This is a genomic window from Streptomyces virginiae (assembly GCF_040638905.1).
Taxonomy (GTDB): Bacteria; Actinomycetota; Actinomycetes; order Streptomycetales; family Streptomycetaceae; genus Streptomyces; species Streptomyces virginiae_B.
Genome location: NZ_JBEZYV010000068.1, coordinates 1 through 13,647 on the forward strand (window position 1 = coordinate 1; position 13,647 = coordinate 13,647).

Annotated in this window: 14 protein-coding genes and 2 pseudogenes; 5 read left to right on the top strand and 11 right to left on the bottom strand. The window is 68.8% G+C overall.

The features are described from left to right. The first annotated feature begins 116 nt into the window (after nucleotides 1-116). Nucleotides 117-1,337, top strand: a complete 1,221-nt coding sequence (locus tag AB0F82_RS38050; protein ID WP_362636267.1) for a hypothetical protein — start codon at nucleotides 117-119, stop codon at nucleotides 1,335-1,337. 452 nt (nucleotides 1,338-1,789) lie between these two features. Here the strand turns inward: AB0F82_RS38050 and AB0F82_RS38055 are convergent, their stop codons facing one another. The 5 genes from AB0F82_RS38055 to AB0F82_RS38075 form a co-directional block, all read right to left on the bottom strand. After that, nucleotides 1,790-2,323 carry a hypothetical protein gene (locus tag AB0F82_RS38055; RefSeq protein ID WP_362636269.1) on the bottom strand — a complete coding sequence of 178 codons (534 nt, stop codon included), beginning with the start codon at nucleotides 2,321-2,323 and terminating at the stop codon, nucleotides 1,790-1,792. Next, nucleotides 2,244-2,684: a hypothetical protein gene (locus AB0F82_RS38060; RefSeq protein WP_362636271.1), complete on the bottom strand. Its 441-nt coding sequence runs from the start codon at nucleotides 2,682-2,684 to the stop codon at nucleotides 2,244-2,246. The genes AB0F82_RS38055 and AB0F82_RS38060 overlap by 80 nt, the downstream gene beginning before the upstream one ends. A gap of 84 nt (nucleotides 2,685-2,768) precedes the next feature. Continuing rightward, a complete protein-coding gene (locus tag AB0F82_RS38065; RefSeq protein ID WP_362636294.1) occupies nucleotides 2,769-3,449 on the bottom strand; it encodes a helicase associated domain-containing protein in 681 nt (226 codons plus the stop codon). Beyond that, the gene (locus tag AB0F82_RS38070) at nucleotides 3,356-3,697 is read right to left on the bottom strand and encodes a helicase associated domain-containing protein (RefSeq protein WP_362636297.1); all 342 of its coding nucleotides are present in this window, start codon (nucleotides 3,695-3,697) and stop codon (nucleotides 3,356-3,358) included. The genes AB0F82_RS38065 and AB0F82_RS38070 overlap by 94 nt, the downstream gene beginning before the upstream one ends. Nucleotides 3,698-3,829: 132 nt before the next feature. Further along, nucleotides 3,830-5,371 carry an FAD-dependent monooxygenase gene (locus AB0F82_RS38075; protein WP_436842268.1) on the bottom strand — a complete coding sequence of 514 codons (1,542 nt, stop codon included), beginning with the start codon at nucleotides 5,369-5,371 and terminating at the stop codon, nucleotides 3,830-3,832. On the opposite strand from AB0F82_RS38075, the gene AB0F82_RS38080 reads away from it, so the two are divergent. Beyond that, a complete protein-coding gene (locus tag AB0F82_RS38080) occupies nucleotides 5,370-5,930 on the top strand; it encodes a TetR/AcrR family transcriptional regulator (protein WP_362636276.1) in 561 nt (186 codons plus the stop codon). The two genes, AB0F82_RS38075 and AB0F82_RS38080, sit on opposite strands and share 2 nt — an antisense overlap. Nucleotides 5,931-6,183: 253 nt before the next feature. On the opposite strand, the gene AB0F82_RS38085 is transcribed toward AB0F82_RS38080, so the two are convergent. The 4 genes and pseudogenes from AB0F82_RS38085 to AB0F82_RS38100 all read right to left on the bottom strand — a co-directional run. Further along, a complete protein-coding gene (locus tag AB0F82_RS38085; RefSeq protein ID WP_362636279.1) occupies nucleotides 6,184-6,567 on the bottom strand; it encodes a DUF2326 domain-containing protein in 384 nt (127 codons plus the stop codon). A gap of 274 nt (nucleotides 6,568-6,841) precedes the next feature. Continuing rightward, nucleotides 6,842-7,252: a YaaC family protein gene (locus tag AB0F82_RS38090; protein ID WP_436842269.1), complete on the bottom strand. Its 411-nt coding sequence runs from the start codon at nucleotides 7,250-7,252 to the stop codon at nucleotides 6,842-6,844. Nucleotides 7,253-7,550: 298 nt separating this feature from the next. Continuing rightward, nucleotides 7,551-8,180: a YaaC family protein gene (locus AB0F82_RS38095; protein ID WP_436842271.1), complete on the bottom strand. Its 630-nt coding sequence runs from the start codon at nucleotides 8,178-8,180 to the stop codon at nucleotides 7,551-7,553. 300 nt (nucleotides 8,181-8,480) lie between these two features. Next, nucleotides 8,481-10,386 (bottom strand): annotated as a pseudogene (locus AB0F82_RS38100) (Helicase associated domain protein); the annotation flags it as partial. A gap of 357 nt (nucleotides 10,387-10,743) precedes the next feature. On the opposite strand from AB0F82_RS38100, the gene AB0F82_RS38105 reads away from it, so the two are divergent. Beyond that, nucleotides 10,744-11,835 carry a hypothetical protein gene (locus AB0F82_RS38105; protein WP_362636286.1) on the top strand — a complete coding sequence of 364 codons (1,092 nt, stop codon included), beginning with the start codon at nucleotides 10,744-10,746 and terminating at the stop codon, nucleotides 11,833-11,835. A gap of 26 nt (nucleotides 11,836-11,861) precedes the next feature. Here the strand turns inward: AB0F82_RS38105 and AB0F82_RS38110 are convergent, their stop codons facing one another. After that, a complete protein-coding gene (locus AB0F82_RS38110; protein WP_362636298.1) occupies nucleotides 11,862-12,383 on the bottom strand; it encodes a hypothetical protein in 522 nt (173 codons plus the stop codon). Between the two features lie 154 nt (nucleotides 12,384-12,537). On the opposite strand from AB0F82_RS38110, the gene AB0F82_RS38115 reads away from it, so the two are divergent. Then, complete coding sequence (locus AB0F82_RS38115; protein WP_362636289.1) at nucleotides 12,538-12,729, top strand: hypothetical protein; 192 nt, start codon at nucleotides 12,538-12,540, stop codon at nucleotides 12,727-12,729. A 132-nt stretch (nucleotides 12,730-12,861) separates the two neighbouring features. Then, nucleotides 12,862-13,068 (top strand): hypothetical protein, encoded by a 207-nt coding sequence (locus AB0F82_RS38120; protein ID WP_362636291.1) that lies wholly within the window; start codon nucleotides 12,862-12,864, stop codon nucleotides 13,066-13,068. Nucleotides 13,069-13,144: 76 nt separating this feature from the next. Here the strand turns inward: AB0F82_RS38120 and AB0F82_RS38125 are convergent. Then, nucleotides 13,145-13,612, bottom strand: a pseudogene (locus AB0F82_RS38125) (IS5 family transposase); the annotation flags it as partial. Nucleotides 13,613-13,647: the final 35 nt, after the last annotated feature.

The following is a 13,647-nucleotide window of genomic DNA, read 5'->3' on the forward strand; positions in this document are numbered from 1 at the left end:
TCCGCAGCGAAAGAGGCCTCCGCTGGGGCGGCAGACCCCTACCCACCGCGGCCTGACCACCCAACCCGGCGAACCTTCCCGGTCACAGCACTAGGCGCGGCGGAGTGTGGAATGCCGTGCTGACTGACGCAGGGCGCTATTACCTGGCACATGGCACCTACCCGGCACCGAAATCCCCGGCGCGAGCGCTTCCGATCCCCCGGCTGCCCAAAGTCACTGCGTCATCCTCGTCGCCCGGTGTTCCGCAGCAGCCGCGTAAGACGTACACCGACCAGCTCCTGGAGGAGCTGGAGGCAGCCGGCGGCAGGGTCCTGAAGTCGGGTCCCGACGCCGATGCCTGGTGGAGCCGTGCCGCCTCGGCGAGCAGATCCGGGCGGATCCCGAAGACCAAGGAGCTGCACTGGCAGAGGCTCCGTGAGGGCGTCGAAATCACGCTTGTGGACATTCCCGCGTGGCGCCTGGCCGTCCTGGAACCGGTGGCCGTGCCGGCACGGCTGACCCGCCCGCATGCCGTCGTCCAGGCGATGCAGAAGGCGAAACAACCGCTCGGCCTGACACGGCCAGTCCAGCAACGCGCTCTACGGATCGTGCACGCGCTCCTCACCGCCGTCGAACGCAACGGCCATACCTGTGCCGCCGGCACCGTGGGCGCGACAACACCGCCTCACCGCCGCCTTCCCGCCCATCCGCACTTCACGATCAAAGCGCAGGGACAGACGGTCGAGTTCCAAGTGCTGCAGGAGAAGGACCGAAGCGAGCACATTGCGACGGACAAGGAGCTCGCGGAAGCCAAGAAGTCCTCCTGGATCAGGATCCCTCGGTACGACTACACACCCTCCGAGCGGCTGCGCATCGCCCTCAGCGGCGGCCAGTGGCACCACGGGTCCCAGTGGGTCGACAGCGCCGAGCGCCCCTTGGAGGAACAGCTCGCAGAAATGGTCCACGAGATCGGACTGCGCGGTGAGGCGGCCGAGCGTAAGCGCCTGGCCGAGGTTGAGGAGGCGCGGCAGAGGCGCCTGCGTTGGGAAGCCGCGATGGCCGAGGCCCGCGACAAGTACTTCGAGGACTACCGCGTCCGGCAGCTGGAGTCTCAAGAGACGGCTTGGCGCCGAGCCAAGCGTCTGACCGAGTACCTGGAGGCAGCCCGTGCACACGTGGCGACCCTTCCACCGGGGCCGGAAAGAGCAAACGCTGAGGAATGGATGGAATGGGCCACGGGACATGTGGCGCGTGTCCATCCGATGGTTCAACAGTTTCGGCTTCCTAACATCCCCGAACCACACGCTGACGATCTCAAGCCGTTCCTTCAAGGCTGGAGCCCATACGGCGCCTACTGACTCGGATCAACGGCTTGAGGGTGCGGGAGTGCCTGGGGTCCCCAGATGCGTGGTCGGTGGGGGTCGCATCGCCATCCGGCTGCGTAGAAGCGGGCGGGCTGGCCGCATGTCGGGTTGCCGGTCTCGCACGCACCGCGATGCAGGGGAGAAGTAGCCTGCGGTGTTGTAGGGGCCGCAGGGGCGGGGGCATCGTCATCGATCTGCGGATCGGGAGCCGGCTCCGCCCTGGGTCCCGGGATCAGCTTGTCGATCGTGATGGCGAGTTCCACGCTGGCGATGCCGCGCGGCTTCAGCGGGGCGCTGGGTTTCCAGGTGTCCTCGCCGAATCGGCAGGTCGTGTCCGCTTCCCTGCCTGAGTAGTGGATCTCGTCGTCTAGCATGTCGGCTTCGGTGAGGTCCGGGATGTCCACGCTGCGGTAGTCGGCCCACTTGTTCCGGTCTTTGAGGGGGACCTACAGGTGGCTGCCCGCGCGGGAGTCCTTGCGGGAGGGCACGAAGAGGGGCGCGATGTGACCGATGGCCGCGCCGATCAGCGTGCGGCCGACGGTGACGCTGGCAACGCCGTCGTGGCTGGTCCACCCAGATGCCTGGTCGTCCATGCGGCGCGGGGTGTCCCACTGCAGGTGCACTTTGCCGCACCCTGTCTTGGCCTTGCCGTCCGGGCAGGGACGCTGAGCGGCGGCGACGCAGTGCCATTCGGCCAGGACGCGGTAGCCACCGACCAGGGCCAGGTCGGCGGCGCTGCTGATCTCCCGCCAGGTGACCTGGTTGGTCAGCATCCAGTTCGACCGGTCGACCAGGTGGAACGTGTCGTCGTGCGTGATCCAGTTCGGGCTGAGCCCGGCCGCGGCGTGGGCCTTCGAACGGCGCAACACACTGCCTGCGCTGGCGTTGTAGTACTGCGCCTCACAGCCCAGATCTAGACCGCCGGCCCCGACGATGGTCACGTCGGGACGAGAGGACCGCAGCTTGGTGGACTTCTCCACCCTTCTCCTTCTCCACCCGCACCTCGAGCCCGGCCGCCTGCGCGGTACGGGCCAGGAAATCCTTCATGGCCTTGTGCCGGTCACTCTCCTCCGCCGTCATCTCATGAACGGTCGGAAGGTGCGCCGCGCGCAGCCGAAGAGCACCATCGGGCCCGCGGTGCTTGCGCACGTACATGTAGGGGCTTTTCACCCCGCTGAGCTCCGCCTTGCAGCGGTGCTCCTTCCTGCTCTCCACGCACACGAGCAGCTCACGGTCCCGCTCGGCCACTGGCAGGAGGAGCTCCGCGATCACGTCTTGCGCGTTGACACCCGTGGCGGCGAGGCCGAGGTCGTCCTTGTCGAGTTTGAGAACCGTGCTCAAGCCGGAATGCCAAACTCCATTCGCCATAGATGTCCCCCACCCGGTAGCAATGCGAAGAAGGCCGCGTTTCCACGGTACGACGCATCACTGACAGCGGGACAGAGGCAGGTACGCGCCGGGCACCCGGCGACCGAGGGCAAGAGCGGCGACCCGAGGTGGCCGGCTCCGCCCGCCGCTACGGCTTCGACATCGCGCGCCCGTTGCAGTGGGAGGTCGAAGCCCTGGAGTCGGCCGAACTCCAACTGGTCCTCGCCGCCGTCGGCCCGTACTCGACCGAGACGTCCTCGCAGAGCAGATCGTGCAACGCCTTGAGGACCGGCTCACTGCCCGCGGGCGGGAACGGTCGGTCGCGGCGCTGCTTCTGGTTGACGATCCATACCCCGGTGCGGTGCTCGGTTCCTCGGGGAGCTGCTCGATGTGCGCCCGCCCGGGGAAGCCGCCGCCTTCCCGCTCGAGGTACTGGGTGAGGGCCTGGACGCCCTTCTGGAACGCCTCGGTCCCCAGCCCGGATGTGGACGCTGTGTCGGTCGTTGCGGCCGCTGTTCGGGCACGTACGACCCGTGCCGGCTTCACCCCGAGCTCGGCCAGGCGGTGCTGCTGTTCCTCGTTCAGCCGGTCCCAATCCCGGCGCTGGGTGGCGAGCCACCGGCCGATGTCTTCGCCGTGCCGGGTCACTCCCGGCACGACGGCGGTCGGGCGGGCGCCTTGGGCGAGGAGTTGGGTGAGGTAGGCGTAGTGGCGTTGCCAGTCGACCGTCCATCCCAGCGTTCCCGGGTTCCAGTCGGGTCGATCGCGGCGAGTGCGGCGGCTCGCCGCTGCGCCCGTCCTGGGTCCTTGCCGAGTCGGCCGGGCCGGCGCACGTTGGTGAGCCATTGCCCGACGGTGATGTCGAGGATCGCTGCGCCCCGCGGTGCGGCGAGGGTGCCGTGGAGCTCGTGGTAGGCCCGTGCGGCGGCGAGGTTCTGCTCGAAGCCGGCGTCGGCGGTGTCCCAGACGATCCCCAGCTCCTCCAGTTCGGCGGCTCGTGTCGTCGCCCAGTTTTACTGAGTTGTCGCTGTGCCTGTGACTTTGCTGTCTTCCGGGGCCTCCTGAACGCAGCAGTGTCGCAGGCAAGCGTGGGCTTTGTTAAGCAGGCTGCATTGGCCCTAGCCCTCCCAGTAGACGTAGCCGTCGGGGCGGACCAGCATCGCGGTGCGGCGGGCCGGGTCGGCCCAGGTGGCGGTGGTGACCGCGCCGGGGGCCTTCGGCGCGGCGGGCGCGTCGGCGCCTTGGGGGGTGACGAGGACGAACGAGCCGCCGCGGAGCAGTTCGTAGAGCCGGCCGCGGTCGAGCGCCGCGTCGGGCGCGCGGTGGCCTCCGGTGCGGTGCGCGGCGGGGCCGGTTCCGTACGCGATGCCGATGCCGCTGATCATGCCCGCCGCCTTGTCCGAAGCCGGGCGTATCGCGCCGATCAGGCTCGTCGCGACGGCGCGGAACGCGCGCTGCAGCGGGGTGCGGGCCATCGCGAGCCGGACGGCGGCACCGCTGCTGCGCAGCACTGTCGCGCCGACGGGGTGACGCTCGGAGTGGTAGCTGTCGAGCAGCGCGTCGGGGTCGGAGGCGTCGCCGCGCAGGACGGCGGTGAGTTTCCAGGAGAGGTTGGCCGCGTCCTGCAGGCCGGTGTTCATGCCCTGGCCGCCGGCGGGGGAGTGGACGTGGGCGGCGTCCCCGGCGAGGAACACGCGGCCGGAGCGGTAGGCGGGGGCCTGGCGCTCGTCGCTGTGGAAGCGGGAGATCCAGCGGGCGTCGTGCATGCCGTAGTCGGTGCCGAGGGCGAGACGGGCGATCTCGCGGACCTCGTCGAGGTCGACGGGCTCGCTGCCGGGGACCTGGCGGGAGCGGTTCCAGCCCATGACGCGGTACCAGCCGTCGCCGAACGGGGCGATGAAGGCGAAGGCGTCCCCGACACCGTTCACGGTGAGCAACTCCTCGGGCTCCTCGGCCAACTTGACGTCGGCAAGGACCATGGAGCGGATGACCGAGACGCCGGGGAAAGGCAGTCCGAGGGCGGTGCGAACGGCGCTGCGGATGCCGTCGGCACCGACGAGGTACCGGGCGGTGAGGGTGCCGGGCCCGCCGTCGGGATCGGTGATCTCGGCGGTGACCATGTCGGTGTCCTGACGCAGTCCGCCAAGTTCCGTGCCATAGCGGAAGTCGACCCCGGCGCCCAGCGCCCGGCGCTCCAGGAGGCGCTCCACCTCATACTGCGGAGTGATGAGCAGGTACGGGTAGCGGGAGGGCAGCCGGCCCAGGTCGAGGGAGAGTCGGTTGAACAGCCGCAGCCGCGTGCGCGGGTTGCCCTTATCGACCAGTTCGTCGGCGAGGTCCCGGGCGTCGAGGACTTCGAGGGTGCGGGCATGGACGCCGAAGGCCCGGGTCATGTTGCTGATGCCGTGCGGGCGGCGCTCGAGGAGGGTGACCCGCACGCCGGCGGCGGCGAGGTCGCCGGCGAGCAGGAGGCCGGTGGGGCCGGAACCCACGACCAGAACGTCCGTGTCGGTCTTCGTGTGCTGCACGACTGCCCCCCGGGTGGCCGACTGCTGTCGGTCCGCTGTGGTGTGCCAACGATTGTTGGTCAACGCCTGTTGGCAACTGTAGGCCCGACCGCATTGGCATGTCAACACCCGTTGGCCTACAGTCGTTGACATGGTGACCTCCCCGCGCCGTTCCGATGCCACCCGTGCCGCGATCCTGGAGGCCGCACGCGAGCGATTCGCCGCCGACGGCTACGAGCGCGCCACCATCCGGGCCATCGCCCGCGACGCGGGGATCGATCCGTCGATGGTCATGCGCTACTTCGGCAACAAGGAGGGGCTGTTCGCGGCCGCCTCCGCGTTCGACCTGCGGCTGCCCGAGGTGGGCACGCTGCCCGCGCGGCACATCGGGGTCCTCGTGACCCACTTCCTCGACCGCTGGGAGCGGGACGAGGTGCTCACCGCGCTGCTGCGCGTCGGCGTGACCAACGCGGCGGGCGCGGGGCGCATGCAGGCGATCTTCAGGGAGCAGCTGGGCCCCATCGCGGCCGGCGTCTGCCCCGACCCCGCCGAGGCCCCGGCCCGCGCCGCGCTCGCCGCCTCCCAGATCCTGGGCATGGCGCTCGCCCGCTACGTCCTGCGGCTGCCGCCCGCCGCGGCGATGTCCCGCGATGAGGTCGTCGCCTGGCTGGGGCCGACGGTGCAGCGGTATCTGACGGCGGAGGCACCGTAGGCCTCCTGTGCCGGAGCGGCTCCCGTGCTGCGGGACAGCTCGGCGGCCACCGGCACATCCCCGCGGCGGTGAGCGGCGGGGCCGCTACCGTACGCCGGTGATCAGCCACCGGGCCGGCCTCGGTGCTCTGCCAATTCGGTGCTGTTCCTGCACTGGCATGGCGACGGTCACGGATACCGGCGCCACGACTACCCAGGGTCAGCTCGCCGGGTGAGCCGCGTGGCCGGACGCGTGTTGTGCGGTCGGATAGGTGTTATGCCTTGCCTGCGGCTTTGAAGCGGAAGCCGAAGAGGCCGCCCTCTTCGTCGTCGGTGAGGCGGGGGCTGCGGATGTGGGGTTCGGGGTTGAATCCGCGCTGGGCAGCGGTGCTGAGGGTGTCGGTGTTGAGGGTGACGATGTACTGCATGTGCTCTTCCTCCGTTACTTCGGCTGCGAGCGCGAGGGCTCGTGCGACCTGCCGTTCGTCGACGCCGTCGTAGAGGTGGCTGTCGTAGAGGAAGTCGGGGCCGCGCTCGTGGCGGTGTGCGAGGACGGCCAGGGTGAGGTCGAAGCAGAAGTCCTCGAACTCGTTCTCGTAGAGCTCCGCCGTCAACTCGAGGAACTTGACGTGTGCATACATCCGCTGCTCAAACAGCATGAACCCCCCTTGCGCACAGAGCTGCCAGCGTAGCTGTGTGTAACTAGACCCAACACCCTTTGATCAGATCCTGTGGTTGCTCACGCCCGGTCCGCGCCCAGCTCCCCGAGGAGCGGGTGCGCTTGTCGCGCCGGCTCTTTGTGTGGGAGACCCACTCGCGGACGAGACTGGAACCGGGCTCCGGACACGGCCCTCTTCTGGCAGGACGTTCTCGTGCTGTCGGGGTGCGCGAGGAGTTTGCCGGTCGGTGGGGCGTGGAGTAAGCACTCGGCGTCTACGGCCAGGCGGCAACTTCATCGATGGTGTCTGCGATCAGGACGGGCAGCTGTTCCCTTGCCCGTTCCAGAATCTTCTCGATGGGCACCGCGTGTCGGCTGCCGTCCACGTTGATGTGGTTCGCCCACTGGGCGGGCTGGTAGCGGGCGAGCATCGACAGCCCGTACAGCACCGCCCACCACGCCATCAGCGGGTGGAGTTCACGCGGCAGCCCCGCGACGGCGGGGAGGAAGTAGCGATGCCCGGCGTACTTCCGGGTCATCTCGGACAGGCGCTCCAGGCGCTCCTCTTGGGTGCCTGTTTCCGCGGGCATCTTCCAGTGCATGGACAGCCAGCCGGCATTCGGATGGCGCCGCTCGAAGTCCGGCCTGGCATCGGCTCCCGCCCGGCGACGGGCGGGAGCCGTCATACCCGGCGGCGCCGGTCACGCTTGACCACCGGTTCACTCCGGGGCAGAAGCCTCTGATCTCCAATGCCCGTCAAAGCGGACCAAGCCCACCAAAAACCCCGGCTCATCGGGCAGTTTCTGTGTGCGCCCTCAGGTCAGCGCAGGCCATCTGTGTCGTCGCACTCTTCGCCGACTGGGAGTGGCCGATGGTCGTCCCCCAGGGTCTCGCTATAGACGACCGAGGAGACCGCCCTGTCGTATGCCTCGTTGAGGCCGTTCCCGCTTGTGCCGAGCATGTTTTCCCAGTCGATTCCCATACCTAAGATCCTATCCGCACCGCCCGATAGCTCTGCAGGAATTCATCCAGAGCCGTGCGGCTGCCAGCGTCCACGACGCGGTCCAAGATGTCGCCGACTTCAACGGTGAGCAGCGGGTGGAAGTCAATGCCTCTGATCACGTCCGTGCTGGCGCACAGAGGCGTGAACCGCTTCCGGCCGGTCAGCGGGTACTGCAAGTTGGCAGGGAGGGTGTCCCAGACTTCCTCCAGCCGCACGACCGTGTCGTTGCCCCAGACCGTTGACCGCAACAGCTCGCTGAGCCGTACGAAGCTGCCGGCAGTGCCAGCAGGATCCGTGCGGATCTCGATGTCGGCGAAGTCCAGGTGGTGTCCCGAGGCACGGATGCCGTGAGAGGTCTGGTTCCAGTCCTCGCCCTTGAGGTCGACGGCCGCAGCCGCAATCGCTCTGCCAGCCTGGCTCAGGCCGTAGAACACCAGCAAGGGACGGGTCTGCGGACCCACGACCTCGGCTGCCTTGAACATATGCTGCGCCTGCTCCAAAGCCGTGGCGTACGTCTTCGCCCGCGCCCCACCGCTCGCTCTACCCGGTCGGCTGGATCGGCTGGCGCGCAGCCTCTCCCACGCCTCCAGGGGATCTATCTGCATGTACATGGAGGGACGCTCTCCAACAGCTGGTAGGGGTCGGAGGGATTTCCCACAGCGGCCGAAGCGACCAGCGACTGCAACGCCCTTGCTCGGCCGTGCAACACCGGCGCTGCAACGCGCCTGCGCGTTGCGCCCCTGACCTGCACAAACACGAGCCAACAACCATTAAGGGACCTGTGTTGCAGCCTGTGTTGCACCACTATCCGGTGCCGGAGGACAAGACGAAGGCCCCGGGGGTCACGACGTCCCGGGGCCTCCACTTCGCTGACCTCCCAGCTCAACGACGGGCGAGGTGGCGTGTCACGCCCAGTCCACGCCCAGCTTCGCGAGCGAGGCGAGCTGGTCGGCGGTGAGCTTGTCGCGTCGGCTCTTGGTGTTGGATACCCACACGCCCAGCATGTGCTGCCCGATGGGCACCATCTCGTCGTCTTCGCCCCACACGGCGTCCTGCCGGGGCGCAAGGTGGCCAGTGGCCTTCTGGTAGGAGCGGAGGGCGGCGAGCTTGGCCTCCCACGCCTCTTCGCCGGGCTCCCACACCATCCCGGCCTCCGGGGCGTCCAGCAGGGTCTTGCGCCGGTCCTCGAGCTCGCCGGCGCGCAGGGCTTTGCGCTGCTGGTGCACCCACCGCCCGAGGGGGAAGTTCTTGGTGACGCCGACTGCGGTTTCGGTGTTGTACGGGACGGCGTAGAGGCCGGTGATCCCGTTCTCCATCCGCCACCGCAGGAGGGCCTGGTAGCCCTCCAGCCACACCAGGCTGTCGGGCCGGTAGACCCGGGTGCGCAGGAACGCGGCGATGGTGGCCGCGTCCCGGGGAGTGGAGAAGTGGAGCAGGGCCGGCTCAGCTGCGGCGTCGGCGCCGTCCTCTTGGTCCTCGCCCTCGCCGCCAGCCCCGATGACCCGCCCGTCTTCGTCGCGCCGGATGTGGATCTTGCGCTGGCCGTGGGTGTGGGCGCGGCTGCTCGACCAAACGCTCATCATGAGAACGCAGGCCCTGGAGGACCGCTACAAGCGGCCGATAGCTGGCGGAGGCGACCATGTCGGTGGGGTCCTCGTTCGGCTCCAGGAAGACGGGCACGAAGATGCGGGCGACCTTGGTGGAGCCGTCCTTGTTGAGGCGGAGCGCCGGCCGATGTTCTGGACGATCTCGACCTGGGAGCCGCGGGTGTCGGCGAAGCAGATCGCCTCGACCCCGCGCTCGCCGGTGATGTCGACGCCTTCGCCGAGGACGCGTACGGAGGCGAGGAACGCCCGGTGCACCCGGCGGTTTGTTGGCGTCGATGCCGTTGGCGAACTGGCGCAGGACCTCGCGCCGCTCGGTCACGAGGTGGTCGCCACACAGCCAAGCCGACCAGACGCGGTCCGGGGGTACGTGACGGCCGGCCTCCAGCTCGTAGAACTCCGCCTCGATCGACGACGCGGGCCGCTTCTCCGCGGCCGCCAGGTCGGCATCGGAGGCATCGGTGACGTACAGCTCCTCCGCCGTCTCCGGCAGCTTCTCCGCGAACGCGGCCGCCTCCTCCACCTTCTGGTGGAACGTCATGACCGTGCGCAGGTTGTACGCCGCGGCGTGCTCCAGGAGCGCGGTCTGCAGGAGCGCCAGGCGCCGGCCCCGCCGCGCCTCCTCGGACTCCCCGAGCACAGGCGAGGGGTCGCGGACCTCCAGCACGTCGATCTCGAACCCGGCGAGGATGCCCCGCTCGATCGCCTCGCTCAGGCCGAGCTCGGCGAGCCACGCGCCGTACGTGCCGTCCGGGTCGTCGGCCATGGACGCGATCTCCGCCTCCTGGCCGCCGGCGCCTTTCTGCGGCCGGGCCGCGGTGAGGATGCGAGGCGTGGCGGTGAGGTAGAGCCGGAAGTCCGCGGGGATGCGGGTGTTGTCATGGATCGCCGCCCACGGCCGTCCGAGGTCCCCGGCGGTGCCGTGGGCCTCGTCCACGATCGCGAGGTCGAAGCCCGCCGTCTGTTGCCCGTACAGGCGCTCTCCGCCTGCCAGAGCGGCCTCCAGCGGCCCGCGAACCGTTCGCTGGCCCGCGGGTGCGGCGATGTCTTCGCGGTCCACCAGGGAGGCGTACGTGGCGAACACGACCACGGGCCCGTGCCTGGCCCACAGGGCGAGCTGGATCGGGTTGGTGGTGGTGCGCACGCCCAGCTCGTTCAGCACCGGGTCGTTCTACAGCGAGCACACCGCGACCATCGGCGCGGTGTGGCCCACCAGGTGCGATCTCTCGGTTTTGCCACAGCGGTATGAGAGTCAATGGGGTTTGTGCGTTGGTGCTGGTCGGTGGCTGGTTCGGTGTGTGGGGTCACTGCCTTGAGGATGAGAAATCCAGGGCGTCGTTGCTGTCACCTAAGGGCTGTCCCGCAAAGAGCTCCGGGTGTGGAGCAACCTGAAGAGTCGGTGAGGTGCTCATCCGGTGGCGTGAGGTTTCCAGGGACCGTGCGAAGTCGGCGAGCGTGTGGAAGGCGACGAACCGTGCGCGTGGACGGACATCCACGCGGCAATCGTGGACCTGCTCGCGGGCCATCTGCCGGCAACGGGTCGGCGGTAGCGCTCTCCCGGGTGGCGCCCATGCCGGAGCTCTTCGTGGGCTGGCCACGAGGGCCGTTGTCAGAGGCGATTGGCAAGATTGCGGCCATGAAGGTCACCCCTGTCACTCCGCCACGGCCGATCGACGTTGCCGCGGTCTTTCCCCAACTGGCTCCGCTGGCCCGCACGGCGACCCGCCTGCACCCCCGCCCTGGGGTGCCGACATGGCACGACAGCTCGATCGGCGGCCCGCTGCTGTGGCCCGCTGAGGAGCCGTGGCCGCACTGCGAGGAACCGCATGTGGTGGATGGCATCAACCCAGCCCAGTCCCCGGCGGATTTGCGGCTGGAACGACGGATCTTCGCCGCCTCGCACGGCCGGGACCTGACTCCGGAGGAACGGGAGACTCTCGAGCGGATCCGGCCCCCTCGGACGTATCCGGTGAGGCTGGCGGTCCAGGCATACGACGGCCCCATAGCGATGCTGCCCGTCGCGCAGCTGTACGTACGGGATGTGCCCGATCTGAGCCCGCCGGAGGGCAAGGACCTGCTGCAGGTTCTGTGGTGCCCCTTCGATCATCCGATCATGCCCAGGACCCTGCTCTTCTGGCGTTCGGCAGCCGCCGTCACCGACATCCTCGACACGCCCCCCGAGCCGCCCGCAGTGCAGTTCGACGGCTATCTACCGGAACCGTGCGTGCTCGAACCGGAGCAGATCACCGAGTACCCCGACCATCTGGAGCTGAGCGAAGAACTGCGTGAGCAGCTCAAGCAATGGAATGGGCCGCAGGCAGCAGAGGAAGACATGGACCCGGACACGTACTACGACTGTGTGCTGTCCAACGCACCCGGCTGGAAGGTCGGCGGCTGGCCCGCTTGGAACTCCACCGACCCCAGCTCGCAGCCCTGCTCCGAGTGCGGCACCGGCATGGAGGTCCTGATGACCGTCGCCACGTTCGAGGAAGGGGACGACGCCGGGAACAGCTGGTCTCCGCACCCCCACCCAGGTGCTGGACCGTACCCCGGCCACCGCGGCTACAACGCGACCGGGGTCCAGATAGGCAGCGGCTACCGGCAGCACCTGTTCGTCTGCCCGGCGGAGCCCGAGCATCCGCACATCGAGCTGATGACTTAACCCGTCCGCAGTGTGCCGCCGGGGCGTCACGGTGCGGGTATGCCGTGACGCCGGGTGGCCGCGAGGCGCAGGGTGCCTACCTGCGGCCCGACATCCGATAAGGAAGCAGGCCATCCCTGGCACGACCGCGACGCATCGCCCCAGGTTGAGCGCGCCCCGGTGAGCTCGCCGGTCGGTAAACCCGCGTAGTTCACCAGCGGTCCGGTCTTCCAGCCGACTCCATCAGGGCATTCTTGGAGCAGGACATCGCCGAAGTCCACGAAGGGAAGTTCCGGAAGGCCGAGGACCGGTGCGATCCACCGGTTGGCGTCGTCCATCCATGTGGTGGCCCAGCACAGCTCGAAGCCGAGCTGGAGCAGGATTCGTCCGTGCTCTGGGTTGAGCCAGACCCGCAGGGGGCGTCGTCGGGACGAGAGGACCCTGTCGTCCTGATGGGCGTCGTTCCGGGGGACTCTGAGTGTGGTGTAGCCGGCGGGACGCCTCTCCGGCTTGGCTGCATAGGGGTTGAGTGGCCCGTCCACACCGAGGAACAGCAGCGGCCGGTTCACGGTTTCCCCCGGTCTTGCGCACTGTGGACTGCCCCGATCAGCGTAGTTGTGGGAATGCCTCGGCATTGATCCGGCCTGAGTGATGATCATGGTGTGGCGAGTGTGATCACGGCATCGGAGCCGTCCTGGATAACCCCGTTCGCCGGGCTGAGTCATGAACACCCTCAAGACGGGGCTGCTCCTCGCTGCCGCCCTGGCGGTGGCGATCGGGCCTGCAAGCGCGGTCACGGCCGCAGGGCTGGACTACAAGTGCGCGAGCAGCACGCGCGAGATCGACGACACCAGCTACGACGGGCCGTGGCCGGACAACTGGAAGGTCACGATGCGGACGTGCGCGGCCCGCTAGGGAAGCACGGTCTACGCCTACGGAAAGGCGCGCTGGGACGGGCCGGGGTTCTACCCGGTCGACGATTCGACGATCTTCGACGGGGCCAAGCTGCGCGTTCAAATCAAGCAGTCCCGGCCGGGGACCGATCCCGTGGTCGTCGAGCGGGACTTCGCCGGTGTCGAGGAGCGGCTGGAGGACAGCACGTCCGGCGCGGACTACGACGGCCGGTACCGCACGCAGACCGTCAGCCACCGCGCCGAGCGCGGAGCTCTGGCCGACGCGGCGCTGTTCCTGGACTGGCAGGGCGACGGACGCGGCCATCAGCGCCACGACTACCCCGCCTCCCCGACTGTCTGACCCCTGCTCCGGTGCTCGGGTCCGGCGGCCGGACTGGTTCTCTGACCCGCCGCCGCTTTCTCACCTCTTCCGTGTCCTATGTGGTGAGGCGGACAAGTCGTTTGTAGCAGCAGAGGGCTGCAGCGAGGCCGAGGAAGGCCAGGTAGTTGCGGGGTTGACGCTCGTAACGGTGGTTGAGTCGGCGGTAGCCGGTCAGCCAGGACATGGTCCGCTCGATCACCCACCGGCGCCGCCCGAGCCGTTCGGAGGACTCGATTCCCTTGCGGGCGATACGGACGCCGATCCGCTTACCGCGGAGCCATTTCCGCAGTTCAGGAATGTCGTAGGCCTTGTCGGCGTGGAGACGCTGGGGCTTGAAGTGGCGGCCGCGGTGAGGGTCGTGTCTCGTTTGGTGACCGAGCACCATGGGCTTCAGTGCCTGGCTGTCGTGGGTGTTGGCGGCCGAGACTTCGACGAGGAGAGGCAGTCCGTTCGCGTCCGACAGGACGTGCATCTTGGAACCCGGCTTGCCCCGGTCCACGGGGCTCGGACCTGTGAGTTCGCCCCGTTACCTTCTTCGTGGCCCCGCAACGGGGTTCC

Excerpts from the sequence above, each read along its gene's own strand:
- AB0F82_RS38075 (WP_436842268.1), bottom strand. The coding sequence starts at position 5,371 with ATGTCAACGACTGTAGGCCAACGGGTGTTGACATGCCAATGCGGTCGG.
- AB0F82_RS38095 (WP_436842271.1), bottom strand. The coding sequence starts at position 8,180 with ATGTACATGCAGATAGATCCCCTGGAGGCGTGGGAGAGGCTGCGCGCC.
- AB0F82_RS38085 (WP_362636279.1), bottom strand. The coding sequence starts at position 6,567 with ATGCTGTTTGAGCAGCGGATGTATGCACACGTCAAGTTCCTCGAGTTG.
- AB0F82_RS38090 (WP_436842269.1), bottom strand. The coding sequence starts at position 7,252 with ATGACGGCTCCCGCCCGTCGCCGGGCGGGAGCCGATGCCAGGCCGGAC.
- AB0F82_RS38115 (WP_362636289.1), top strand. The coding sequence starts at position 12,538 with ATGAACACCCTCAAGACGGGGCTGCTCCTCGCTGCCGCCCTGGCGGTG.
- AB0F82_RS38080 (WP_362636276.1), top strand. The coding sequence starts at position 5,370 with ATGGTGACCTCCCCGCGCCGTTCCGATGCCACCCGTGCCGCGATCCTG.
- AB0F82_RS38105 (WP_362636286.1), top strand. The coding sequence starts at position 10,744 with ATGCCGGAGCTCTTCGTGGGCTGGCCACGAGGGCCGTTGTCAGAGGCG.